This is a genomic window from Vibrio sp. E14, assembly GCF_020515785.1.
Taxonomy (GTDB): domain Bacteria; phylum Pseudomonadota; class Gammaproteobacteria; order Enterobacterales; family Vibrionaceae; genus Vibrio; species Vibrio diabolicus.
This window is the reverse complement of sequence record NZ_JAHPJI010000006.1, coordinates 225,154-248,986: the sequence shown is the minus strand read 5'-3', so window position 1 is coordinate 248,986 and position 23,833 is coordinate 225,154. Positions and strand designations below refer to the sequence as shown.

Sequence of the window (23,833 nt, the reverse complement as noted above, 5' to 3'; positions counted from 1 at the left end):
AATAACTAATGGATTTTTAAGAATAAAAGATAACCATTTTTACGTTATTTACCTCACACTATTTAACTATAAATTTGCAGACGAACGAATTAAATTAATACATTCACCTAGCTAATAAAAACAAAAGTAAAACAGATAATTACAATTCTATTATTTATAAGGACATAGAAAAGTGAAATTTAAGTATTCTTTAGCAACGGCAGTCACTCTCGCATTATTACAAGGTTGTGGCGGTGGCGGCGGTGATGGCTCATCTACTCCGTCAACTAGCAGCGCAACTGGACCAACATGGAAAGCCGGTGATTTTAGCCAACCATCAAGCTCGTTTGTCAACCAATGTGAAACCCCACGAGTGGGTCGAGACCCATATAACAATTATGCCGCCTACCCAGATAAATTGGGCTCTGTATTACACGAAAAACTCTTTTTAAGAGCTTTTACTAACGAAACGTATCTATGGTATGACGAGGTTCCTGATAACAATCCAGCAAACTACAAAACTGTTACTGATTACTTCAATACGCTGGTCACCTCTGCTACTACCGCGACGGGTAAACCGAAAGATCGCTTCCATTTTACCGTCCCTTATGAAGATGATATGAAATCATCGCAATCTGGTTTAGTCGCTGGGTTTGGTTTTAACTGGGCATTCCTACGTGGCGTACAACCTAGAGACGTTCGTATCTCCTATACTGAAGAAGCCTCTCCAGCTGATAGAAGCGGCATTGCTCGTGGTGATAAGCTTCTAAAAATCAATAATATTGATGTTGTTAACACCGGTAGTCAGTCCGACATTGATTTTATTAATAAAACTCTATTTAACCCTGACATCAATCAAGATTACACCTTCACATTTGAGAGTGTTGACGGCCTAGAGAAAACCGTGACGCTTACCGCCTCTGATGTCATGACTTCTCCAGTTAAAAATGCCAAAGTGATCGCACACAATGGTATGCAAATCGGCTATCTACAATACAACTCATTTGAACCAAGCGCTCAAGCCCCACTTATTGAGGCGTTCAGTACGCTCTCGGCAGAGAATGTTGACGAGATCGTCGTTGATTTGCGTTACAACGGCGGTGGCTTAGTCCTTCAGTCCTCGCAAGTAGGCTACATGCTAAGCGGTGCTGGTCAGAACCGAGTCTTCAGTGAGTTGATTCATAATGACAAAGTGATGCGTACCATTAAAGATGGAGATAACATCTATCGCTTTACGAATCTAGCAATAGACTGGGCAGCACAGAAATATTCGGATCAAGTGCTTCCGACACTGAACAAAAAGCGCGTATATGTGCTGACTTCAGGAGGCACGGCTTCCTCAAGTGAACTGCTAATCAACGCTTTGCGCGGCATTGATGTGGAGGTTATCCAAATAGGCTCAACAACCACAGGTAAACCGTATGGGTTCTCACCAGAACAAAACTGCGGCACTATGTACTACACTATTCAGTTCAAGTCAGCGAACGAGAAAAAATTTGGCGACTTCTCTGATGGTTTTATTCCTACTCCAAAGAGCCAAATCAATACCGAGCTAGGCTTAAACAATAGAGTGGAAGGTTGCTGGGTCAATGACGACCTAACAAAACCATTAGGCGATCCGTCTGAAGATATGCTTTCTGCGGCACTAAACTACATGGAAACTGGAACCTGTCCGCCAGTCTCCTCTTCAAGTTTCAATGCCATGCCGCGTAACATTTCATCTCCGGAGTTAAGCGATCTTCGCTCTCCGCTACGAACAGAGGCAATTCATGTTGAGATCAACTAACTTTTTACGAATGCTGATTCGGGTTGCGCTTTTCTTAGGCACTTCGATTTCTTTGATAGGATGCCAAGCTATGTCACAAGAACCCGTTGAAGCATTGAGTAAAGAGAACTCTCCGGAAACAGTCATAGAGATTCAAAACGCGATCGCAGAAATCCAAGGGACACCAGCACCTAGAATCGCAAATAACGTATTTGAATCCTCACCGCATTTGTTGATTGAAAAAGGACGAGTAAAAGGGAACAACAATCAACTGTTGGATGGCAGCTATACGGATCTTCCAGACCAATATACGTTGCAGATAAGAGGTGAAACCTGTGGCTTGTACTATGCCAAAACAGATACTTTTGTCTCTCTCAGTTCACTAGATTGTGAGCCCATCATTAAGTTTTAGATCTCCCAAAATAGAAGCCCGCTGATATCAGCGGGCTTCCTACTTTATTGTTCAGTGTGAAACGGTCAACGTTACTTTAATTCAATCCATGCTTTACGCTGTTGTTTATCCATGTATGACCAAGCTACAAAACGGCTCAATTTCTGTCCTTGGCTCATTTCAACCACACGAATGGCTTTCACACCCAATTTTTCAAGCTGCTTGCGCATCGGGCGAACGTTGTCTTTTTTGGATATAAGTGTTGTAAACCACAAGACCTGCGCGGCAAAAGCTTGGCTTTCATTCGCCATTTTTCGGATAAACGCCGCTTCTCCACCTTCACACCACAATTCAGCGTTTTGACCGCCAAAATTCAACGCAGGCTTACTTGTCTTTACTTTTGCGGTTTGAGGTTTTAACCCTTTCTTACGCTGGTTTGCTTTTAGATTATCGATTTTACGCTGGCTGCCCATAGCGGCATCTTCCGCCGAACGATGGAATGGCGGATTACATGTCGTCACATCATAACGATCATTCGGTTGAATGATACCTCGATAAATATTGGCATCATTGTGTTGCTGTATTAGTGCAATTTTTCCCGTCAAAACACGATTGTGCTCTACGATCGTTTGAGCCGATTGGATGGATTTTGGATCGACATCGCTGCCCGTATAGTGCCAACCGTATTTTGTTACACCAACAATCGGATAAATACAGTTTGCTCCCACGCCAATGTCCAACGCTTTCACTTTTTGGTGCGCGTACTGACCTTTTGCTTCACCATCAAGTAGTTCTGCCACTCGGTGAATGTAATCAGCGCGGCCCGGAATCGGTGGGCAAAGGTAGGTGTCGGGAATGTCCCAGAACTCGATACCATAATACGCAGCAAGCAATGCTTTATTGAGCATTTTAACAGCGTTAGGATCAGAGAAGTTTATGGAGTCTTCCCCTTTCGGATTTTTGATAACGAATGGCTTTAACTGTGGTTCACTTTCCACGAGTTTTTTAAAATCGTAACGACCTCGATGAACATTACGCTCATGCAAACCATTCTTCGCTATTTTTATGAACTCGACTTCGCTCTTTCCTGCAGGCTGCGGGGATTTGCGCGCAACTTTGTCTTTAACACGCTTCGGCTTGGCTTTATTCGCGTCTTTATTCTGAGCCGCCTTTGAAGTCTTTGGCTTTGCTTGCTTCGCGTTGTGATTATTGTTCTTCATTCAAATTCGCTTTTAAATCGAGGTAAATCATAAACAAACGAGCATCAAATTCGAGTTGGTGATACTCAGGCTCCATGTAGCAACATAGCTGATAGAACGCCTTGTCGTGGCTTTTCTCACGAGTATGCGCCAACTCATGTACCACCAGCATTCTTAATAGTGGCTCGGGCGCATCCTTAAATACATTGGCAATGCGAATCTCGTTTTTCGACTTCAGCTTACCGCCATGGTTTCTACTGATAACACTGTGCAAACCAAGCGCATTGTTTACCGCGTGAATTTTCTTATCGTAGACAACTTTACTGATTGGCGCGGCTTTCTTCATGTAGCGGTTTTTGATTGCCATGGCGTACTCATAGAGCGCCCTTTCGCTTTTGATTTGGTGCCTATCGGGATAACGCTTTTCGAACCAAGGAACAAACTTGCCACTCGCTATCAATGAGCTCACCTGCTCTACGATGTTTTGTGGGTAGCCTTGAATGTATCGAAGTGACGGATGCATAGAATTAACGTCTGTTATGACAAAATAAAGGCGCTCAATATACCTGAGATAAAGGACAGTTTCACCTTAGCTTTCGCCTTTCATTTATGACGAAAGGCCGTTAAACTTCGCCTCCCAATGATAATGGAGAGAAATTCAATGAAACGTGTCGTTCTTTATGTCAAAGACAAATGCCCTCACTGCAAAGATGCTCAACGTTATCTGGATTCGAAAAATATTAACTATCGTTTGTGCAATGCTAAGATGCAACGCGGTCGCAAAGAACTTGATGCGCTTGGTGCTCGTTCAGTGCCAGTTTTAAAAATTGGTGATCGGGTAATGATTGGCTGGAACCCAAAGAACTTCGAGAAGATGTACAAAGGCGACTAGTGCTCGAACAATGAATCTGCGCTGCGTTTAAACGTAGCGCTTGATAAAGTCGATAAACGTTCGATCTGCTATTGATAAATACCCCTGCTTGCGCCAAGCAAGTGCCAGATCTAGCGTAACGGGTGGTTCAAACGGTAGGCCAACAACGCCCGACTCATGTTGAGTCACCAATTCCAGTAACGCGGTAATCGCAAACTCTTGTTTCACAATACTCAAAATCAAAGGCAGTAAGTTGGTCTCGAATGATGACTTCATGGTAAACCCATGCTCCTCACTCACCTGATCCAAAAATTCACGGTGAAAATAGCCATGCTGAAACATAACCAAATCGTGTTCAAAGAACTCATCAAAAGTAAGAGCGTGTCGCTGGGCTAACTCATGCTCAGGTGAAACAACGGCGACCATTTGGCTAGTAAACAAATGGTCAGTTTCTAGGTCATCAGGCACGTTATCACAACTGATCACACCGATATCGAGTTGACCATTGAGCAGCATACGACGAATCGATTGAGTCCCAGCTTCAACCAAGGTCAATTTTAACTCCGGGAACTGGCTTTTAAACGCCATCACAATTCGTGGAAAGAAATAACTGCCCATCATTGATGGCGTTCCGAGTCGTACTTCGCCTTTCGCTAAACCTTTCAACTCATCAATCGCGAGCTGCGCGTCGTGCAACTGTTGAATCACCCGCTTGGCATGTACAAGTAGCGTTTCGCCCTCTTTCGTTAAGCTGATTTTTTTATCATCACGGCGAAATAGGGTAACGCCCAAAGACTGCTCAAACTTTTTGATAGAAATGCTTAATGCGGGCTGGGCAATATGCAGGGCTTTAGCCGCATGGGTAATGTTTCCATGTTCAGCGACCGCCAGAAAATGTTTAAGTTGTTTCGATTCCATCAGATCAAAAATATATGGTGTCCATATTTTTAATATATTTTTTTAATTTACAATGAACTGATAGATTGATCACAGTCTCTCCATTTGCTCACATTAGGCAGGATTCATGGTCAGTTTTGGCACACCGGAATACAAACGCATTACGCTCTCGCTAGCGCTTGGTTCCTTCTTGGTTTTTTCAAATTTATACCTACTACAGCCAATGCTGCCCACTTTTGCCCAAATTTTCACGATCTCAGAAACGCAAGTGAACTGGTTATTTGCGGCCTCAACACTTGCTCTCTCTTCTAGCCTCGTTCCAATGGCTGTGTTGTCAGAGTCAGTGGGAAGAAAGCCAGTCATGATGGCCGGTCTGTTTTCGATTCCTACCCTTTCCGCTTTGATGCTGTTTGGTGACTCATTCCTGTTTTTGGTGGTATGTCGAGCATTGATCGGTGTCGCGCTCGCCGCTTTTGCTGCGGTCGCCGTGGCTTACATGGCAGAAGAACTCGACAAGCACGCTTTCTCGATGGCAATTGGAACGTACATTGCGGCTAACTCATTAGGTGGTATTGCAGGGCGTATTAGCGGCGGCTTATTGGCGGACAATTTCAGTGTTGATGTCGCCATTGAAGTTATGATGGTGTTCACTCTTATTGGTGTCATTGGCGTTCACTATTTATTGCCAACACAGCGCAACTTCACCCCGTCATCAAGCAGTTTGCGCCATCAAAATCGTGCGCTTATTGGTCATTTTAAAAACCAACGCGTGTGGTTCGCGATGCTGATAGGAGGACTCAACTTTGCTTTGTTCGTCAACCTTTACTCCGTCATGGGTTTCCGTCTGGTGAGTGAACCTCACAATGTGCCCGTCGGGTTGGCCTCATTGATCTTTATTTGTTACTTGGGAGGGACTTTCTCCTCTCGTTGTGCAGGCCACTGGAGTAAACGTTATTCATCAATCCTCGGTATGTTCTTAGGCGCGATAGTGAGCATGACGGGGATGTGGATTGCTGCGGTTGAAAGCTTGACTGCAATGCTAGTTGGGTTGTTGCTGATAAGTTTTGGTGCCTTCTTTACTCATACCCTCGCCTACGGTTGGGTCGGTCAGAATGCCACTCGCGCCAAAGCCACCGCGACAGCGCTCTACTTAGTACACTACTATGTAGGCGGCAGTTTGGGAGGATTCTTACTTCTTTATTGTTGGCAACATGGTGGTTGGTCGAGTGTTCTTATGGGAGGAAGCGCAGTCTACCTAGCGATGTTTGCTGCGATTGCGTATTTGAAACACATTGCCGAAAGAAAGCATACTGACCAAACACCTGACGCTGCGAGTTTAAAGAGTAGCTAAGGTACGCTCATTTGCGTAATACCTCTCTGGTTACTTGGATAACCAACTCTGCTATGCTTGAGCTACTTTAATAAAAACCAGAAAGTCGTATGTCAACGCGTTCAACACAAAACACAGATATCGAAGCGATCACTCAACAGGTCGATCAATGGCTCAACGATGTGGTAATCGGACTCAACCTTTGTCCGTTTGCTGCCAAACCGCAACGTAATAAACAAATCAAAATCTTTGTTAGTGAAGCGACTCAAGAAGAAGCGTTTCTTGAAGATATTTTATTGCAGCTGATTGAGATGAGTAACACAGAACCCGAACAACTTGAGACCACGTTGGTTGTGGTTCCCAACATGCTACAAGATTTCTGGGACTACAACTTTTGTATCGATTGGGTTGAAGGATTAATTAAGCAACAAAACTGGGAAGGCATTTTCCAAGTGGCGACTTTCCATCCTGATTACTGTTTTGGCGGCGCAAGGCCTGAAGACGACGAAAACCTGACCAATCGTTCTCCTTACCCAATCTTCCATTTGATTCGCGAAGAGAGTATGGAAAAGGTACTAAAACACTATCCTGATCCTGAATCCATTCCCGATACGAACATCGCTCGTGTTTCCGCCCTTTCAGAGGAAGAACGTAAAAAGCTGTTTCCTTACCTATTTCATTAAGCTCCACCATTACCCAAAGGCAGATTTATCACCAGTTGGATTCAATGCCCTTGGGGTTCAAAGTGCGGTTTGGTATCATTGCCGCTTCAATCGATTTAATGGAAATTAGAATGCAACTGTCAAAGCTAACCCAAGAGATTTTTGATCACTTATACCGTGATATCACCGAGTTCCGTAGTACGTTCGACTTACCAGTCGCAGACGCTGCAAGCCTTGATGCACAAGCAGATACACTACACACCTCTTTGGCGATCGAAGAGCTAACAGAGCTAGCAGAAGCAGATTGTAAAACCGAGCAAGCGGACGCCATCGTAGACAGCGTGTATGTATTAATGGGCCGTCTTGTTCATCTTGGCCACAGCAAAGTAGAAGATAACCTAGCGATCAGCTACTTAATTGATCTTCTATTAAACGTTGCAGTAAACCGTGGTATCGAATTTATTCCTTGCTGGGATGAAGTACACTCAAGCAACATGAGCAAAGTATGCCGTAACGAGCAAGAGTACTCAGAAACAGAAGCATTCTACGCGGAACAAGGCATCAAGTTGATGGCGGTGCAGAAAGGTGAATACATCATCGCAAAATGCGCCGAAGATTTCGTATCGGAAGGTAAAACCATTCGTAAAGGCAAAGTACTCAAATCAGTTTACTACCGCCCAGCAGATCTAAAACCGCTAACTCAGTAAGCGTTGAGTTTGGCTATCTCGATTAAAAAAACGACCTCAAGTAGGTCGTTTTATTGTCTCTTAAATACTAATCAAAGATTAAATAAGGTTGCTCATCTACGATGACCTTTTTGACTTGAGTATTGAATACTTCCCCGAGGGCTTCTTCCGTTAGCACAGTATCGGCATTTCCTGATGAGTGCAGCACACCGTTGTTAAGCAGCAATACTTTATCTGCGTGCTTTAATGTGCGGTTGAGATCGTGATTAGCAACCAATACTCCAATTCCCTGCGCCGCCATAGCGTTAATCAATTGATAGAGCAGACCCTCTTGCGCAATATCTAACGGTGCTGCTGGCTCATCCAAAATTAAAAACTGCGAAAAAGGATTAATGGTACGCCACACCTGCAAACATACACCTGCTAATCGGACACGTTGCCACTCACCGCCGGATAATGTTTGAATACTGCGATGAAGCTTATCTTGCAGCTGTACCAGCTCCACCACCATATTGACGGCATCACGCACTTTGATATCCGCAATCTCAGCACCACTTGGCAGAGATAAAGCGAGATACTGAAACACATCAACATTAAACGCTGGGCGTGATTGCTGACACAAATAACCTCGAACATGAGCTTGCTCTGACAACGGTAAAGTAAGCAAGTTTTTGTCGCCAACGTACACTTCACCACTCATACCCTCTCGGTAGCTTAACGTACCAGAAATCGCAGCCAATAAAGTACTCTTACCTGAACCATTAGGCCCAACGACATGTACGATTTCGCCTGCTTTGCATTCAAAAGAAAGAGGCAATAATCGACTACCAACCGACATATGTTTAACGTGCATCATGACTCTTCACCAGCATCCAGATGAAAATAGGTGCGCCAATCGATGTTGTCATGACACCTAAAGGTAGCTCTGCGGCGTCCAATAACAGCCTTGCGCCGATATCCGCAAATACAAGTAACGCAGCGCCAGATATTGCAGAAAGTGGCAATAAATAACGGTTTTCTGTACCAAAAGCCAAACGCAACAAGTGCGGTACCACTAAGCCAACAAAGCTGATGATGCCACCCAAAGCGACTGAACTCCCCACCAAAACAGAAATGGCGAGGATCAGTTTCCAACGCATTTGATGTACATCGACTCCCAATTGGGTCGCATGAATCTCACCAAGCATCAATTTATCAAGCGACTTGCCTTTACAACATAACCAGATAAGCACTGGTAACATCACCAAGGTAACGGTATGTTGATACCAACTTGCGCCACCAATGCTGCCCATTAACCAATACATCAGTTGGCGTAGGCTAAGATCATCACTGAAGTAAAATGCCCACGTCACAATCGCGCTCGATAAAATACCCAATGCGACACCAACCAAAAGCAATCGAGCCGTCGTCAGATGCATTGCCCTTGCTATCGCCACCAAAACAAACGTGAATACCATCGAGCCTGCAATCGCTGCCAACATAAAAACAATCGGGGTGGGAAGAACAGGTGACGCGAACATGATTAAGACCATTGCTAAGCTTGCACCACCAGATATACCAAGCACGCCGGGTTCAGCCAAAACGTTCCCAAGCAACACTTGTAACGTCGCGCCAGATACCGCTAACGCAGCACCAATAATTGCCGCAGACACCAACCTCGGTAAACGCAAGTCCACCAGTAGCTTATGTTCAAATGCAGATAAAGATTGAAAAGGAGAAAGGAAAATTTCTCCGACCATCAAGTGGATGGCAGAGAGTACAGCGAGCACGATCGACATAACCATCAGGTTACGTTGCCAGCGTCGTTCCTTGTTCAGGATAAGTTGTTGAAAATCCATAGCGGCCGATAAAAACAAACGAGGCTTAACCTTACAGTTAAGCCTCGGTAAATTGCAATTAACTTCTCAAAGCAATGTTGGATTAATCGTAAACCAACTCGCCCTCTTCAAAACGGGTTTTCACTTCACAAACCATCAGAGCTGCACGTTGACCTATTGCGACATGACGGTTCGGGAAGACAATCGCTTCGTTTTCGTTCTTCGCCATTAATGGTTTGTCGCCATCATGACCAAACACTTCGCCGTGAACAAATGAAGTGAAGTTTTCAACATTGTCGTCGAACATAAAGTCAAAGTCTTCGTTCAGGCGAACGATTGTGCGACTTACGTGATATTTAATGCATGGTTTTGGTAGGTGTTCTGGCTTCGTTTCCGCAATCAAATTACGTAAAGACAAATCAAACGCAGTCAATTTATCGAGGTCATTTTCACCAATACGAGCCACACGACCAAGCTCCATTGTGAGAGCTTGCGCACCAAAGTTCTCGGCACTGTACCAGCTAAACGTACTCGATGGTGAGTTTGATAAGAGCACAGCTTCAATGTGTGCACTGTCCAAGAAATCGATTAATGCCTTGCTTCGCACAGGATGGCGAGTCTTAGGACTTACTGCAAACGTATAGTGCTTCGAACCTCTAATCGCGCAGTGTAAATCAAGATGCCAGCGTGTTGTCGGGTCGGTATCCTGATAGAAATCGCGAACGAGCAACTTTAGTGTATCAGCGATGACAAGCTCTTTTGTCTGCTTGTGTTCTTTTTCGTCAAAAAGACGGTTGAGGTTTTCTTCAAGGAATCGCGTGTGCGCCAGAGTGGATTCTGGATGAGCGATAATGAATAGACAACGGGTATCGACCGTCTGGAACCCAGATTCTATGTCTTGAATAATGGAATCCACCAGCTCCATCGGTGCCGTTTCATCTCCGTGAACCCCACAAGAGATGATGACGTTCTTCGTATCCTGAGTATAGTTCTCAGGGATCACTTCTAGTACACCACGCTGATAGAGTTTAAGTTTTACACCGTTAGAAAGCACCTGCTCCGCTGGTGCAACATCGATATGAACATCTAACGTGTCAGTTAAAAACGATTGGCGAAAGAGAGACTTCGTCATGCGTTACTCCTTAATAGCACGGCGGGTATGTTAATAAATTGTACAAAGGATTTTTGTTGCTGCGATCTCACTTATGAGTAGAAATCACTATTTCCCTCGAAAATCCGATACCTTTTCGCGCCAGGCACTCAAATCAAGCATTGAGGCGTTTAATTTTTAAACAATTACAAAGTGTTAGGGCTGTGAACTTTACCACAGCCCTGATTAAGATCATTATGATTTGATCAAATTTTTGTAGCTATAAAGCAGATTATGCATCAACACTGCGAAAAACTTAGCCGCGCTGTGCGAACAAACGCTCAAACTCATCGACTTTTTCACGCACTAGCTCAACGCTCTGCAACCAAAACGTTGGTTGGGTTAAATCCATCGACAGATGCTTTTCGACAACATCTTCCGCCATCATGCAGCCGGTGTCGCGCAGCAAATTGATGTAATCGGTATAAAACGCTTCGCCTTTGGTTTCTCGCTGTGCATAAATACCCTTGCTGAATAAGAAACCAAACAGGTATGGGTAGTTATAAAAACTCACACTATCGATAGAAAAGTGCAGCTTGCTTGCCCAGAAGTACGGATCCGGCCCGCTCATTACGTCGCCATACCATTCTTTCCAAGTTTCAGACATCAACTTACAGAATTCATCTGCGGTTAACTCTCCATCCTGGCGGCGTTCATAAAACGATTTCTCAAATTCGTAGCGAACCGGAATGTTGATCATTAAGGCTAGCGCAGATGACAACTCTTCCCACAACATCTCTAGCTTTTCATCGACGCTCTCCGCTTTCGAAATCAAATGATCACGAACGATGTTTTCTGCAAAAATAGAGGCGGTTTCTGCTAACGTCATTGGGTAGTAAGTTTGGCAAAGTGGCAAATCACGAATAACCCAGTTATGGAACGCATGGCCAAGTTCATGCGCGAGAGTCATCAGGTCTGAGCGACTGCCACTCCAAGTCATAAACACAAGTGGTGTTCGCGTTGCTGGCAGTTTGGTGCAGTATGCACCAAGGCGCTTGCTGGCATTTGGCGCAGCATCAATCCATCCGTTTTGTACCATCAAACGGACAAACTCCGACATCTCAGGGTTTACTGTTTCAAATGCTTCACAAATAACATCAATCGCTTCATCAAAGTCGTAGACCTTCGCTTCACCGCTCAAAGCAGGCATAGCCGCCAGATGATTCCAAGGTTTCATCTCATCCAGACCATGTACTTTCGCCATCAATAAACCCGCTTTCTGACCAATAGCTCGACTATCTTTGGCTACTGTCATCATCGCATTTAAAGTTTCAGCTTGGATTCGGCTACCATGCAAACTCGGCTCTAGGAAGTGAACTTCACGCTTCGTAGAACGCTTTTTGTTTTCAGTTAAGCGCCATCCTGCTAACGCATTTAAAATCGCAGCGAATGATTCTTGGTGCGTTTGCATTGCATCTTGTACGCCTCGCCACGCGGCTTCTTGACGCTCAAATTCAGCCCCATAAAGGATGCTTGCCGCTTGAGAAAACCCAAGCTCTTCACTCTTACCATCTGCATACTCAAGCTTCACTTTCAATGAGCCAGTCAGGTTATCGTATAGGTTACCCCAAGCCGATTTACCATCCACACTCATCGCAGCCAGTAACTGTTCTTCTGCGTTGCTAAGACGAGTATCCGCCAACTTTCTAGAATTCAAGATAGAAAAAGCTTGCCCACTGATATCTGGATTCTCATGGTCTAACACGCGCAAGATAAACTCTTCGTCGGCATGCGTTAGCGTCAAATCAAAGGGACTGAACGCTTGGGAAAGCTCCGAAAAGATGCGGGTCATTTTACCAAGTAACGATTTCGCTTCGGAGTTTGTTGCATCAACAGAAGCATAACAACTCGCAAAATTTGCAACTGTGCCCGCTAAACGACTCGCGGCTTCATTGGTCAAAATCGCATTTTGCATGATCTCTACGTTGCCGCAATCTGCTGATTGTTTATTCAAAAGATCAATACATTGTTCCACAAGAGCAATATCGTCTTGAATTCGTGGGTCAGAAAGGTCGTTATAAACGATGGACAAATCCCAACTCGGCGTTGTCATTTCTATATTTCCTTTTTATGTAACTGAGTCAATTTTCGCTTCCTGCACCTAGCAGATGGGCTTCCACTGACATCTTCCGTGACTATGCCCTTAAGCAATATCGCTCTGGGCATTTTAATATTTATAAATTAACGAGTTAAAAGAGGTACGCCAATCGAACGGACCGAGGCGTAAATTTGCTCATCTATGGTCATTGTTATATGCGTGACAGACGCATTCCCTATCGACAACGTCGAGTACCACTTGGGGTTACGCCAATCTAACTCCAATACATGAGCAAGAATCATACGAATGACGCCACCATGCGTGACGATAAGTAGATTGTCATTGATATCGTTGATGATTTGAGACCACACGCGACATATGCGCTCAGAAAATGTGCTTAAGCTCTCAGCATTCGGCAACGTGTGTTGTGCTGGCGATTGCCAAAAAGCATCTAGCTTTTTCCACTGTTCAGTGAGCATATCAAAAGGCACACCATCAAAATCACCAAATGCGATTTCTTGTAAAGATTCATCCGTCATTACTGGTAATAATTGCTGTTCAGCAATGATGTTTGCCAGTTCTTGACAACGTGAAAGCGGAGAACAAATCACTCCACCCACACTTCGTCCACTCTCGATCCAAGCCCGAGCAATGCTTTCTTGGCCAGCAGGCGTAACTTTTACATCCGTTTGGCCATGAAGTCCTGGTGGAGCGTCTACTTTTCCATGACGCACAAGATAGATGTTGAGTGTTTTCATTTCTTCCATCCTACTCTTTAAGAACCAACGGCAAGCCAGCAGCAACAAAGGTAACGCGATGACAAACACTGGCTAGTTTTTGATTCATCCGTCCTGCATTATCCACAAAGTAACGACTAACCGCCCCCAAAGGCACAATGCCCATTCCAACCTCGTTAGAGACGAATATTAACGTCGCATCTGAACCACGTACCACCTGTATAAGCTTTTCAATTTCTGCTTCTAGCTTCTCATTGGAACATTCATCACCTAACTCAAATATCCAATTATTGAGCCACAAGGTTAAACAATCGACCAGTACAACATCGGTGTTAGCGAAATTTGTCAGTAACTCAGATAAATGAAGGGGGCATTCATGCTCTTGCCACTCGCCCCCGCGTTGCTTTTGATGATGCGCTATTCGCTCTCGCATTTCTTGGTCAAATGGCAGCGCGGTTGCAACATAATGTAATGAGTGTTGAGAAGTGGTCGATAATTGCTTGGCTGTTTTTTCCGCCAAATGCGACTTCCCAGAGCGCGCGCCACCGAGTATCAATTGCTTCATGAGATGTGATAAAACCCAATCATAGTGAGATAAACAAGCAGTTCCGATAGCTGCTGCGCTGCGCCAAGACAATCCCCCGTAAAGCCGCCAATTCGCTTGGTTAACCAACGTTTGAACATCAAACGAAATACCACGAGAACAAGCGATATAAAGATCGCCTGCGTGATACCAAGCACAAGCAATGTTATGCCACCAGTAAACAACAAAATGGAGACTTCTAAAGAAGACTGGCTATTTGCCAGCGGTTTACTTTTCGACGTATTACTGTCACTGACATAAGGCATGTCATAAATAAGCGTAGCGGCTAGTGCTCGGCTTGCGGTATAAGCGACGACAATGACCAACCAAAACTGCGGCAAGTTAGCCAGTTCACTCCAAAAAACATACTTAGCCAATAACGCCATAATGAGAGTGGCTGCACCATAAGTGCCAATGAGGCTGTCCTTCATAATAGAGAGGCGTCGCTCGACAGTCATGCCACCGCCAATGCCATCCGCCATATCAGTCAAGCCGTCTTCGTGAAATGCCCCTGTTAACAATAAGCTAAACACCATTGTTAATACTATGGCAACCGATTCTGGGAAAAGAATTGAGGTGAGCGAAAATACCAGAGCACAAAGCGCTCCAAGTACGAGACCAACTAACGCGAAATAACGTCCGGCCTGATTCATGCGTTCTTCACTGTATGGCAACGCTTGGGGTACGGGTAAGCGACTAAAAAAACTGATAGCTAATAGAAACAACTCCCACTGGTATCTTAACGATGACGGCGTGACGTTCTCAGAATTATCAGGGACTGACACTATACTGTAACTCCTGCACTCTCAAAGCTCGCCATCTTGTTGTAAAACTGGGCAGCAGCTTTTAACAAGGGTAAGGCAAGAGCGGCTCCGGTTCCCTCCCCTAATCGTAAACCAAGATCGAGTAGAGGTTCTGCTTTTAGATGTTCCAATACAAATTTATGTCCATTTTCTTCAGAGCGATGGGCAAACAACATGTATTCGCGTGCTTCTTCGTCTAGCAACGTTGCAATATACGCAGCAACCGATACGATAAACCCATCCACTAAAACTGGAGTTTTAAGCCGCTTGGCTTCTAAAAAAGCACCTACCATTTGTACGATTTCAAAGCCTCCAACCTGTGCGAGAATCGCTTTAGTATCAAGACCTCGACATCGGTTTACCCCCTGTGCTACCAATTTATATTTGCGGCTCAACTGCTGTTGATTGATTCCAGTGCCAACGCCAACACAATAATCAATATCTAATGAGCTCAGCGCCGATAACAGTGCGGAAGCCGAACTGGTGTTACCAATGCCCATCTCACCGAACATCAATAGATTTGAGCCAGACAAAATGGTTTGCTCAGCAATCTTCGCACCATACTCTAAACCTAGCGCCACTTGTTCTGGGGACATAGCTGATTGTTTAGAGAAATTAGCCGTACCGTTACCCAACCGTTGTTCAACCAAGTTTGGATGAAACTTAAATTCTGGAACCAGCACATCAATAGGTGCCAACATGCCGCAATCTATTACTTTGAGTTGGATGCCATTGATGTCGCAAAAGCAGTTGATGGCTGCGCCGCCGGCGAGAAAGTTAGCCACCATTTGCTGAGTGACTTCGCTTGGCGCAATGCTTACGCCCTCCTCTGCAACGCCGTGATCTCCAGCAAATACCAGCATGCTCGGTTTACAGATAGCGATGGAATCAACTGGCTGAGGTTTATCCTGACTTTGAATAAGAGCTAGCTGTAGTGCCACCTTTTCCAATAAGCCTAAAGAACCGACGGGTTTGGTTTTGTTATCTATGCGCGCTTGTATCTCCACTGCAAAAGAGTCATCCATTTTTTACGTTCCTTTGATGTTGTCTGGGTGAGAGGTGTTCTGTTGTTCAAGAGGTCTTGTTCAGCGACAGTTTTTTCGCGCCCACTATTGTATACACTTGCATCCAATTGGGGCAGCGCTAATCAAGTTTATCTCAGGATAGTCTACTGAGTTCGCAGAGCGTCTCACCTTTCGAGCATTCGATTATAAGTAACTCCTTGAAATCCGCTACAATAGCTTAGGCTATATTCCCATATAGGAGAAAGGACATGGATAACAACACCTGCGCCATCATCGCTGGGGCGACTGGCTTAGTCGGTTCAAAAGTCATTACAAACCTCATAAATCAATCAGGTGTTGGTACCTTATATTATCTTTCTCGCCGCCCACTCGATGGCGTCCTAGATGCGGACAATAAGCTTGTTCCTCTCATTGATGCCGACCTTTCTATCCACCAATGGGATGATAACCAACCAACACCGACCATCGGCTTTATCTGTTTAGGCACAACCCTTAAGCAAGCAGGCAGTAAGGATAATTTACGTAGAGTAGATGTTGATCTGGTGTGTAAAGTCGCCCAACAGATGAAAACGATCGGAGTCAAACGCCTTGCGGTTGTTTCTAGCCTTGGTGCAAATAGTAAATCGCCATCCCATTACCTAGCCTGTAAAGGACAAATGGAACAAAGAATCGAAGCTATAGGTTTTGAGGAAATAGTGTTTGTTCGCCCAGGCCCGCTTGTTGGTCAACGTCAAAGCCCAAGAACGGACGAGAAGTTAGTGCAAACTCTGTTTAAGGTAATTCGCCCATTCATGCTTGGTAAACTGTCCAACTTTTTACCTATTCGAGCGGAAGATGTCGCCAAAGCGATGATTTATCAACTTTTCAGTTATCAAGAAGACTCGGTGGTTTACTTACAAAGGCAAGAAATGCGTGACTTACTGCATCACTACGAATAACCATTTTGTACATTTAACGTGCTAATTCACACTCTCACGCGACTTAGATCTCGTTTTTATATTCATTTTAGATCTAGCTAATACCCGTTTGTCATTTTTAAAGTTATATCGCGAGCGTTATCTTACGCCCCATAAACAAATCCGTATAAAACCCCGTATAAAAAACAACCGCCATTTCGGCAGGTTGATAAGGTCAGATTATGAATTTTGCAGTGATAGCCTCTCTAGCCGTCTTTGTTGGCATATTGTTCTTTCTATTTAACCAACAACAAAAGAAACACACACTCTCTCGTCTCGTTTTAATCGGTCTTGTTACTGGTTCTCTTTTTGGTCTTGCTTTGCAACTCATTCACGGTGAAGGCAACAGTGCTATTGCTCAAACACTTGAATGGGTAGGCATTGTAGGCAGTGGCTACGTTGGTCTACTGAAAATGGTCATCATGCCACTGGTGTTAGTGTCGATGATCTCTGCAGTTGTTAAATTAGAGAAAGGTGGATCATTAGGTAAAATTTCTGGCCTGACCATCTCTATTCTTCTAGTAACGACTGCAATTGCTGCACTTATCGGTATCTTGGTGACAACAACATTTGGCCTGTCAGCAGAAGGGTTAACTGAAGGTGCTCGTGAAACCGCTCGTATCGCCGTTTTAGAAAGCCGTGCTGGTACAGTAAGTGACCTGACTATTCCTCAAATGCTAGTTAGCTTCATTCCAACCAACCCATTTGCTGATCTAACAGGTGCTCGCTCGACCTCAATTATCGCTGTCGTTATCTTCGGTGTATTAACCGGTATCGCCGCTCGCAAAGTGATGATGGAAAAAGCAGAGTTAGAATCACCGATTCGTACTTTCGTAGAAGCAGCTCAATCAATCGTTATGCGATTAGTGAAGATGATCATGGCGTTAACGCCATACGGCATCGCAGCACTGATGGCAAAAGTGGTAGCGACATCAAGCGCAGGCGACATCCTAAACCTACTGGGCTTTATTGTGGCGTCTTATGTTGCTATCGCTCTGATGTTTGTTGTTCACGGCGTATTAGTCTCTTTTGTCGGCGTTAGCCCTGCGGAATACTTTAAGAAAATCTGGCCTGTACTGACCTTCGCGTTTACATCTCGTAGCTCAGCAGCAACGATCCCACTAAACGTAGAAGCGCAAATCACGAAACTTAACGTTCCACCAGCGATTGCAAACCTATCAGCATCGTTTGGTGCCACTATCGGCCAAAACGGCTGTGCGGGTATCTATCCTGCAATGCTTGCAGTGATGGTAGCTCCGACAATGGGTATCAACCCTCTGGATCTTCACTTTATCCTGTCATTGATTGCGATTATCACCATCAGCTCATTTGGTATTGCAGGTGTTGGCGGCGGCGCGACGTTTGCAGCATTGATTGTTCTTCCCGCAATGGGCTTACCTGTAACCATCGCGGCGCTGCTTATCTCTATTGAACCATTGATTGACATGGCACGTACCGCACTGAACGTTTCAGGATCAATGACTGCGGGTACGATTGCTAGCCGAGTGCTGAAGTCACCAGAAAGTGAAGCAACATTGGAAGAAACACGAGCATAGAACTCAAATTCCTTCCAAATCGATAAAACGTAAAATATCAAGCCGATGGTTCGCCATCGGCTTTTTCATTTTCAAAAATTCAACTTGCATCTTTCGTTGCTAGTCAAGGCGTTGAATGGTCTAATACTGTCATCGGTTTTGTAAACGGTAAGCAGAATGCACCAAGATAATCAGCCCACTTTTTTCTTCTTTGATTATGAGACATGGGGAACCAACCCCGCGAAAGATCGCCCAAGCCAGTTTGCTGGTGTTCGTACAGATGAAAACTTTAATATCATCGGCGAGCCTTTAGTCATGTACTGTCAACCACCGGCTGATTATCTTCCGTCTCCTGAAGCTGCACTTATTACTGGTATTACTCCGCAAAAAACGGTTCAAGAAGGCCTTTCTGAGCCTGAGTTTATCGCTAAGATTCACGCTGAACTCGCGAAACCAAATACCACCAGTTTAGGCTACAACAGCATTCGCTTTGATGACGAAGTGACACGTTATACTTGTTATCGCAACTTTATCGATCCATACGCATGGAGTTGGCAAAACGGTAACTCGCGTTGGGATTTACTCGATGTATTACGCGCGTGCCATGCCCTTCGCCCAGAAGGCGTAGAGTGGCCAGAAAACGAAGATGGCTTCACTAGTTTTAAATTAGAGCACTTGTCTGTTGCTAACGGCATAGAACATAGTAACGCGCACGATGCGATGGCAGACGTGATTGCGACTATCGAAATGGCGAAAAAAGTCAAAGCAGCGCAACCAAAATTGTTTGACTACTTCTTTTCTATGCGCCAAAAGCGCAAGCTCAATGAATTAGTCGACATCGTCAACATGACGCCGTTGATGCACGTTTCAGGCATGCTAGGGCGCGAATGCCAGTACACTAGCTGGATTGTGCCTGTTGCTTGGCACCCAACCAATAATAACGCCGTTATCACTATCGATTTAGCGAAAGACCCTCAGCCTATTCTAGAGCTATCCGCAGAAGAGCTACACGAAAGACTCTACACTAAGCGAGAAGATCTTGGTGAATTGCTACCAGTGCCTGTTAAGTTAGTTCATTTAAACAAATGCCCTATTCTCGCCCCTGCAAAAACGTTAACGGCTGAAAATGCGGAGTCTATTGGCATTGATCGCCAGCAATGTCTCGCTAATCTCGCTTTGTTGCGCCAACATCCTGAAATTAGAGAAAAGCTGATTAGCCTCTTTTCAGTCGAGCGTAAATTCGATAAAAGTGATGACGTCGATACGCAACTTTACGACGGATTCTTCTCTCCGGCCGATCGCGCAGCCATGGATATCATTCGAGAAACCGACCCGAACAATCTTGCCGCATTGGACATTGAATTTGATGACAAGCGCATTAAACCTCTATTGTTCCGCTATCGTGCGCGTAACTTCCCAGGCACATTAGACGAGCAAGAACAGAGACGCTGGGCATTACACTGTCGAGAAGTGTTTGAAAGCCAAATTGAAGAGTACATGCTGAATTTAGAAAACTTAGTTCACGAACATGAAAGTGACGAAAAGAAGATTACGATATTAAAATCCGTGTACCGTTATGTAGAGAGCTTAGCTTCTTAACTCCTCCTAATACAAGCGCACCTTATGGTGTGCTTGTTGTTTATATACTGTCAAAATGATTAAAGAACGATTCTTACAACTGATCCAACTGCTCATTTCAATCTTCCTCATCATGGGGGCACTTGGCATCGGAATTACCATTCAAAAGTTCACTGGCGTTTCCGTCCCAGGAAGTGTCATCGGTATGCTCGTACTGTTTTTCTCCATGACTCTTGGGCTTGTAAAGGTCGATTGGGTCAAACCGGGCGCCACGCTATTTATCCGCTACATGATTTTGTTGTTCGTTCCTATTAGCGTGGGATTAATGCAACATTTCGATATGCTACTCGCTAATGCCCTCCCTATCATTGCTAGCGCAGTTGGAGGCTCACTCATTGTACTGGTTAGCCTCGCTTGGCTGCTGGACTACTTGCTAAAGGAGAAGCACTGATATGTGGTTAGTTGTTACCATTGCGGTTTTTCTTGTCGCGCGCCAAATCGCAATCAAAGTGAATAACCCTCTCGCAAATCCTTTGCTGATCAGTATTGCAGTGCTCATTCCTTTGCTTACTTACTTAAATGTACCGTTTGAAACGTATTATGCGGATAACGAAGGGATCAGTTTTTTACTTCAACCAGCCGTAGTTGCTCTGGCTTACCCGTTATATGAACAACTACCACAGATTAAAGCAAACTGGCGAATCATCACTTTTGCTTGCACAGTAGGCAGTGTGATGTCGATGATGACAACCACCTTGATCGCAGTCGCTTTCAAAGCAGATATCAGTTTAATCGCGAGTCTAGTGGGTAAATCCGTCACTACGCCAATAGCAATGGAAATTTCGAGTCACCTCGGTGGTGAAGCTGCTGTTGCGGCGATCTTGGTTCTGATTGTTGGTTTATTGGGCGCGATTTTGGCATACCCAATTTACAACTTAATTGGAATTAAACACCCGATTGCACGTGGCCTAACAATGGGTACCGTGTCTCATGCCTTAGGCACCGCGACATGTGCAGAGAAACAGCCCATTGATGCCGCGTTCTCATCACTCGCCTTGGTTTTATGCGGTATCATCACTTCTATTTTGGCTCCAAGCTTTTTTGCTTTGGCTGTCTGGCTATATCAATAGTTAAGCGCTCTCGGTCTGCCCTCCTTCCGGCAGGCCGTGGCCTTCCCGTTTCTTCCTTATCCCTTCCAAAATTCTGTATTACCTCATCTAACAACCCGTTCTAGTAAGATCGTTAAGGCACTCTGTCGAGATACACACTAATAACTTCAACATTCAGTGCAATATTACTGACTCAACGTTGCTTAGATATCTAGGAATAACGTTGTGTGGACATGTAGGCATCGTAATTAACATATCCCAGCGTCTTGGTCATATGAATATATACTGATATGGTTAATTGTGAGACGGAGATAACGCTTCACGTCAGTGCAATCGAATACATGTGTGAGCTCACTCTAATTATGTAACAGAATTATCAATTGCATTATTTATCGTGATCTAACGCACGGAACATTTCTATCCTTCACATAGAATAACTGTCCATGCAATAACAAGGATTCAACATGAAAAGTCGCATTGAACAGGCGCTAGCAGGCGCTCCAGAAGCACTTTCCAAACAACTTGCTCCTATCATCCAAGCTGATGATTTTGATGCTACGCTTTCAGTTCAACAGTTTGAGCAGTTGCTTTCAGCTACCGGTCTATCAGATAAAGAGCTTCGTGTTGCTCTACTTCCTTTTGCCGCAGCATATTCCTATGCTCCTCTTTCTGAATTTTATGTCGGTGCTATCGTTCGTGGTCTCTCAGGTCGCCTTTACTTCGGTGCCAACATGGAATTCTTTGGTGTTCAGTTAGGTCAAACAGTTCACGCAGAGCAGTCTGCAATTAGCCACGCTTGGATGAAAGGTGAACGTGGTATTAAAGATATCACTATTAACTTCAGCCCATGTGGTCACTGCCGCCAGTTCATGAACGAGTTATCTACCGCAAACGAGCTTAAAATCCAGCTCCCAGAACGCGAAGAAAAGTCGCTGCATGAATACCTACCTGAAGCCTTTGGACCAAACGATCTCGGTATCGAATCCGGCTTAATGGCAGAAGTAAAGCATCAGTTCTCATGTGATGATGAAGACACTCTAATACAAAGCGCTGTTGAAGCGATGAACATGAGCCACTCACCATATACCAACAACTTGAGTGGCTTAGCATTAGAAATGGCTAGCGGTCGTGTATTCCAAGGTGCTTATGCGGAAAATGCGGCGTTTAACCCTAGCTTGCCGCCATTACAAGTTGCGCTGATCCAAGTACTACTTGCGGGTGAAACTTTTGACAATATCAAAGCCGCTGCTCTGGTAGAAAACTCAGAAGGCAAGATCAGTCATTTGGCTGATACACAATCAACGTTAGAAGCGTTGAATCCAGATATTCCACTTAGTTTTGTCAACGTATAAGCGACAATTTCAGTATAAAAAGCTCTACGGCATGTAGAGCTTTTTTATTGCCTAAAAACCAAAAGCAAACGTTTGCTTTGTCATAAAACTTCAGTATGATCTCCTGCAATTTCTGTCTCACCACTCTATTTTGTAAGGGAACACTATGTTTGGCACAGCAACCAGCGCAAATGCTACCCGTGTATTACTTTTAGGCTCTGGCGAACTCGGTAAAGAAGTCGCAATTGAATGTCAGAGACTTGGTTTAGAAGTGATTGCTTGTGATCGCTATGCTAATGCTCCAGCGATGCAAGTTGCTCACCGTAGTTACGTCATCGATATGTTAGATGGAAGCGCCTTAGAAGAAGTTATTGCGAAGGAACAACCTACTTACGTCGTACCTGAAATCGAAGCTATCGCAACCGACAAACTGGTAGAACTTGAAGAAAAAGGGCTGAATGTTGTTCCAACCGCTAAGGCAACCAAGCTAACAATGAATCGTGAAGGTATCCGACGTTTGGCTGCAGAAGAACTAGAACTGACGACATCACCTTATCGTTTTGCAGATACTTTTGAAGACTTCAAAGCCGCGGTTGAGCATGTAGGCATCCCGTGCGTAGTAAAGCCAGTTATGAGTTCTTCAGGTAAAGGGCAAAGTGTCATCAAGACCGAAGACGACGTAGCAAAAGCATGGGATTACGCACAGGAAGGCGGACGTACGGGGGCAGGTCGCGTGATCGTGGAAGGTTTTATCGACTTCGATTACGAAATCACTTTATTGACCGTCAGAGCCGTTGACGGTGTTCACTTCTGTGCTCCAATTGGCCATCGTCAGGAAGATGGCGACTACCGCGAATCATGGCAACCACAAGCCATGTCAGAAAACGCAGTAAAAGCAGCAGAATACACGGCAGAGAAAATAGTCAACGCACTCGGTGGCTACGGCATCTTTGGTGTAGAGCTGTTTGTTAAAGGTGATAAGGTCATTTTCAATGAGGTCTCTCCTCGCCCTCACGATACAGGCATGGTCACAATGATTTCGCAGGAAATGTCTGAGTTTGCTCTCCACGTACGTGCATTTACCGGAATGCCGATTAATAATATCGTACAATATGGTCCATCTGCGTCGGCCGTTATTCTTGGGCAAGGGACTTCCACAAACATTCGCTTTGACAACCTAACCAAAGCCTTAGATCAACCTCAAACGCAAGTTCGTCTATTCGGCAAGCCAGAAATCGATGGTCGCCGTCGTTTAGGTGTTGTCCTTACGCGACGAAAAACCACCGAAGAAGCCGTTCAAGATGCTGTTGAAAGTGCATCAAAAGTGAATATCACATATTAAACGAGCTCCGCTCCTACAAAAAACAGCGCAGCTCTAATTGCTGCGCTGT

At 44.7% G+C, this 23,833-nt stretch carries 24 protein-coding genes; 13 read left to right on the top strand and 11 right to left on the bottom strand.

Annotation, left to right across the window (positions count from 1 at the left end):
• The first annotated feature begins 172 nt into the window (after positions 1 to 172).
• Together LIX84_RS17430 and LIX84_RS17425 are read left to right on the top strand one after the other, a co-directional pair.
• Positions 173 to 1,765, top strand: coding sequence for a S41 family peptidase (locus LIX84_RS17430; RefSeq protein ID WP_226421842.1), 1,593 nt, complete (start codon positions 173 to 175; stop codon positions 1,763 to 1,765).
• Positions 1,766 to 1,835: 70 nt separating this feature from the next.
• Positions 1,836 to 2,156 (top strand): hypothetical protein, encoded by a 321-nt coding sequence (locus LIX84_RS17425; RefSeq protein ID WP_085343195.1) that lies wholly within the window; start codon positions 1,836 to 1,838, stop codon positions 2,154 to 2,156.
• Positions 2,157 to 2,227: 71 nt separating this feature from the next.
• On the opposite strand, the gene rlmF is transcribed toward LIX84_RS17425, so the two are convergent.
• The gene (gene rlmF / locus LIX84_RS17420; protein ID WP_226421841.1) at positions 2,228 to 3,355 is read right to left on the bottom strand and encodes a 23S rRNA (adenine(1618)-N(6))-methyltransferase RlmF; all 1,128 of its coding nucleotides are present in this window, start codon (positions 3,353 to 3,355) and stop codon (positions 2,228 to 2,230) included.
• Entirely contained in the window at positions 3,342 to 3,857 is a 516-nt protein-coding gene (locus tag LIX84_RS17415; protein WP_226421840.1) for a YgjP-like metallopeptidase domain-containing protein, read from the bottom strand. The genes rlmF and LIX84_RS17415 overlap by 14 nt, the downstream gene beginning before the upstream one ends.
• A gap of 138 nt (positions 3,858 to 3,995) precedes the next feature.
• On the opposite strand from LIX84_RS17415, the gene LIX84_RS17410 reads away from it, so the two are divergent.
• Positions 3,996 to 4,226: a glutaredoxin family protein gene (locus tag LIX84_RS17410; RefSeq protein WP_005377871.1), complete on the top strand. Its 231-nt coding sequence runs from the start codon at positions 3,996 to 3,998 to the stop codon at positions 4,224 to 4,226.
• A 27-nt stretch (positions 4,227 to 4,253) separates the two neighbouring features.
• On the opposite strand, the gene LIX84_RS17405 is transcribed toward LIX84_RS17410, so the two are convergent.
• Positions 4,254 to 5,123 carry a LysR family transcriptional regulator gene (locus LIX84_RS17405; RefSeq protein WP_109168432.1) on the bottom strand — a complete coding sequence of 290 codons (870 nt, stop codon included), beginning with the start codon at positions 5,121 to 5,123 and terminating at the stop codon, positions 4,254 to 4,256.
• Positions 5,124 to 5,229: 106 nt separating this feature from the next.
• Between LIX84_RS17405 and LIX84_RS17400 the strand changes: the two genes are divergently transcribed.
• The 3 genes from LIX84_RS17400 to LIX84_RS17390 all read left to right on the top strand — a co-directional run bounded on the left by LIX84_RS17400 (position 5,230) and on the right by LIX84_RS17390 (position 7,801).
• Positions 5,230 to 6,453 carry an MFS transporter gene (locus LIX84_RS17400; RefSeq protein WP_226421839.1) on the top strand — a complete coding sequence of 408 codons (1,224 nt, stop codon included), beginning with the start codon at positions 5,230 to 5,232 and terminating at the stop codon, positions 6,451 to 6,453.
• An 89-nt stretch (positions 6,454 to 6,542) separates the two neighbouring features.
• Positions 6,543 to 7,115 (top strand): DUF1415 domain-containing protein, encoded by a 573-nt coding sequence (locus LIX84_RS17395; RefSeq protein ID WP_226421838.1) that lies wholly within the window; start codon positions 6,543 to 6,545, stop codon positions 7,113 to 7,115.
• Positions 7,116 to 7,225: 110 nt separating this feature from the next.
• Positions 7,226 to 7,801 carry a nucleoside triphosphate pyrophosphohydrolase family protein gene (locus LIX84_RS17390; protein WP_005397767.1) on the top strand — a complete coding sequence of 192 codons (576 nt, stop codon included), beginning with the start codon at positions 7,226 to 7,228 and terminating at the stop codon, positions 7,799 to 7,801.
• Positions 7,802 to 7,868: 67 nt separating this feature from the next.
• Here the strand turns inward: LIX84_RS17390 and btuD are convergent, their stop codons facing one another.
• The 8 genes from btuD to cobT all read right to left on the bottom strand — a co-directional run bounded on the left by btuD (position 7,869) and on the right by cobT (position 15,933).
• On the bottom strand, positions 7,869 to 8,636 hold the full coding sequence (gene btuD, locus LIX84_RS17385) for a vitamin B12 ABC transporter ATP-binding protein BtuD (protein WP_084742362.1): 768 nt from the start codon (positions 8,634 to 8,636) through the stop codon (positions 7,869 to 7,871).
• Positions 8,623 to 9,618, bottom strand: coding sequence for a vitamin B12 ABC transporter permease BtuC (gene btuC / locus LIX84_RS17380; RefSeq protein WP_031780659.1), 996 nt, complete (start codon positions 9,616 to 9,618; stop codon positions 8,623 to 8,625). The genes btuD and btuC overlap by 14 nt, the downstream gene beginning before the upstream one ends.
• 82 nt (positions 9,619 to 9,700) lie before the next feature.
• A complete protein-coding gene (locus LIX84_RS17375; protein WP_226421837.1) occupies positions 9,701 to 10,729 on the bottom strand; it encodes a succinylglutamate desuccinylase in 1,029 nt (342 codons plus the stop codon).
• A 274-nt stretch (positions 10,730 to 11,003) separates the two neighbouring features.
• Positions 11,004 to 12,800 (bottom strand): M3 family oligoendopeptidase, encoded by a 1,797-nt coding sequence (locus LIX84_RS17370; RefSeq protein WP_226421836.1) that lies wholly within the window; start codon positions 12,798 to 12,800, stop codon positions 11,004 to 11,006.
• A 128-nt stretch (positions 12,801 to 12,928) separates the two neighbouring features.
• Positions 12,929 to 13,543, bottom strand: coding sequence for an alpha-ribazole phosphatase (cobC, locus tag LIX84_RS17365; RefSeq protein ID WP_226421835.1), 615 nt, complete (start codon positions 13,541 to 13,543; stop codon positions 12,929 to 12,931).
• 10 nt (positions 13,544 to 13,553) lie between these two features.
• Positions 13,554 to 14,087: a bifunctional adenosylcobinamide kinase/adenosylcobinamide-phosphate guanylyltransferase gene (gene cobU, locus LIX84_RS17360; protein WP_005397778.1), complete on the bottom strand. Its 534-nt coding sequence runs from the start codon at positions 14,085 to 14,087 to the stop codon at positions 13,554 to 13,556.
• A complete protein-coding gene (locus LIX84_RS17355; RefSeq protein ID WP_226421834.1) occupies positions 14,084 to 14,890 on the bottom strand; it encodes an adenosylcobinamide-GDP ribazoletransferase in 807 nt (268 codons plus the stop codon). The genes cobU and LIX84_RS17355 overlap by 4 nt, the downstream gene beginning before the upstream one ends.
• On the bottom strand, positions 14,890 to 15,933 hold the full coding sequence (gene cobT / locus LIX84_RS17350) for a nicotinate-nucleotide--dimethylbenzimidazole phosphoribosyltransferase (RefSeq protein WP_226421833.1): 1,044 nt from the start codon (positions 15,931 to 15,933) through the stop codon (positions 14,890 to 14,892). Before cobT ends, LIX84_RS17355 begins: the two co-directional genes overlap by 1 nt.
• Positions 15,934 to 16,181: 248 nt before the next feature.
• Between cobT and LIX84_RS17345 the strand changes: the two genes are divergently transcribed.
• From LIX84_RS17345 to purT, 7 genes are all read left to right on the top strand, one after another.
• Positions 16,182 to 16,871: an NAD(P)H-binding protein gene (locus LIX84_RS17345; protein ID WP_226421832.1), complete on the top strand. Its 690-nt coding sequence runs from the start codon at positions 16,182 to 16,184 to the stop codon at positions 16,869 to 16,871.
• A 200-nt stretch (positions 16,872 to 17,071) separates the two neighbouring features.
• On the top strand, positions 17,072 to 18,445 hold the full coding sequence (locus LIX84_RS17340) for an L-cystine transporter (protein WP_226421831.1): 1,374 nt from the start codon (positions 17,072 to 17,074) through the stop codon (positions 18,443 to 18,445).
• Between the two features lie 156 nt (positions 18,446 to 18,601).
• Positions 18,602 to 20,023 (top strand): exodeoxyribonuclease I, encoded by a 1,422-nt coding sequence (gene sbcB / locus LIX84_RS17335; RefSeq protein WP_226421830.1) that lies wholly within the window; start codon positions 18,602 to 18,604, stop codon positions 20,021 to 20,023.
• Positions 20,024 to 20,078: 55 nt separating this feature from the next.
• Positions 20,079 to 20,453 (top strand): CidA/LrgA family protein, encoded by a 375-nt coding sequence (locus LIX84_RS17330; RefSeq protein WP_005397786.1) that lies wholly within the window; start codon positions 20,079 to 20,081, stop codon positions 20,451 to 20,453.
• 1 nt (position 20,454) lies between these two features.
• Positions 20,455 to 21,132 carry an LrgB family protein gene (locus LIX84_RS17325; RefSeq protein ID WP_005377888.1) on the top strand — a complete coding sequence of 226 codons (678 nt, stop codon included), beginning with the start codon at positions 20,455 to 20,457 and terminating at the stop codon, positions 21,130 to 21,132.
• Between the two features lie 443 nt (positions 21,133 to 21,575).
• Positions 21,576 to 22,463 carry a cytidine deaminase gene (cdd, locus tag LIX84_RS17320; protein ID WP_005397788.1) on the top strand — a complete coding sequence of 296 codons (888 nt, stop codon included), beginning with the start codon at positions 21,576 to 21,578 and terminating at the stop codon, positions 22,461 to 22,463.
• A 145-nt stretch (positions 22,464 to 22,608) separates the two neighbouring features.
• Positions 22,609 to 23,784 carry a formate-dependent phosphoribosylglycinamide formyltransferase gene (gene purT / locus LIX84_RS17315; RefSeq protein ID WP_226421829.1) on the top strand — a complete coding sequence of 392 codons (1,176 nt, stop codon included), beginning with the start codon at positions 22,609 to 22,611 and terminating at the stop codon, positions 23,782 to 23,784.
• Positions 23,785 to 23,833: the final 49 nt, after the last annotated feature.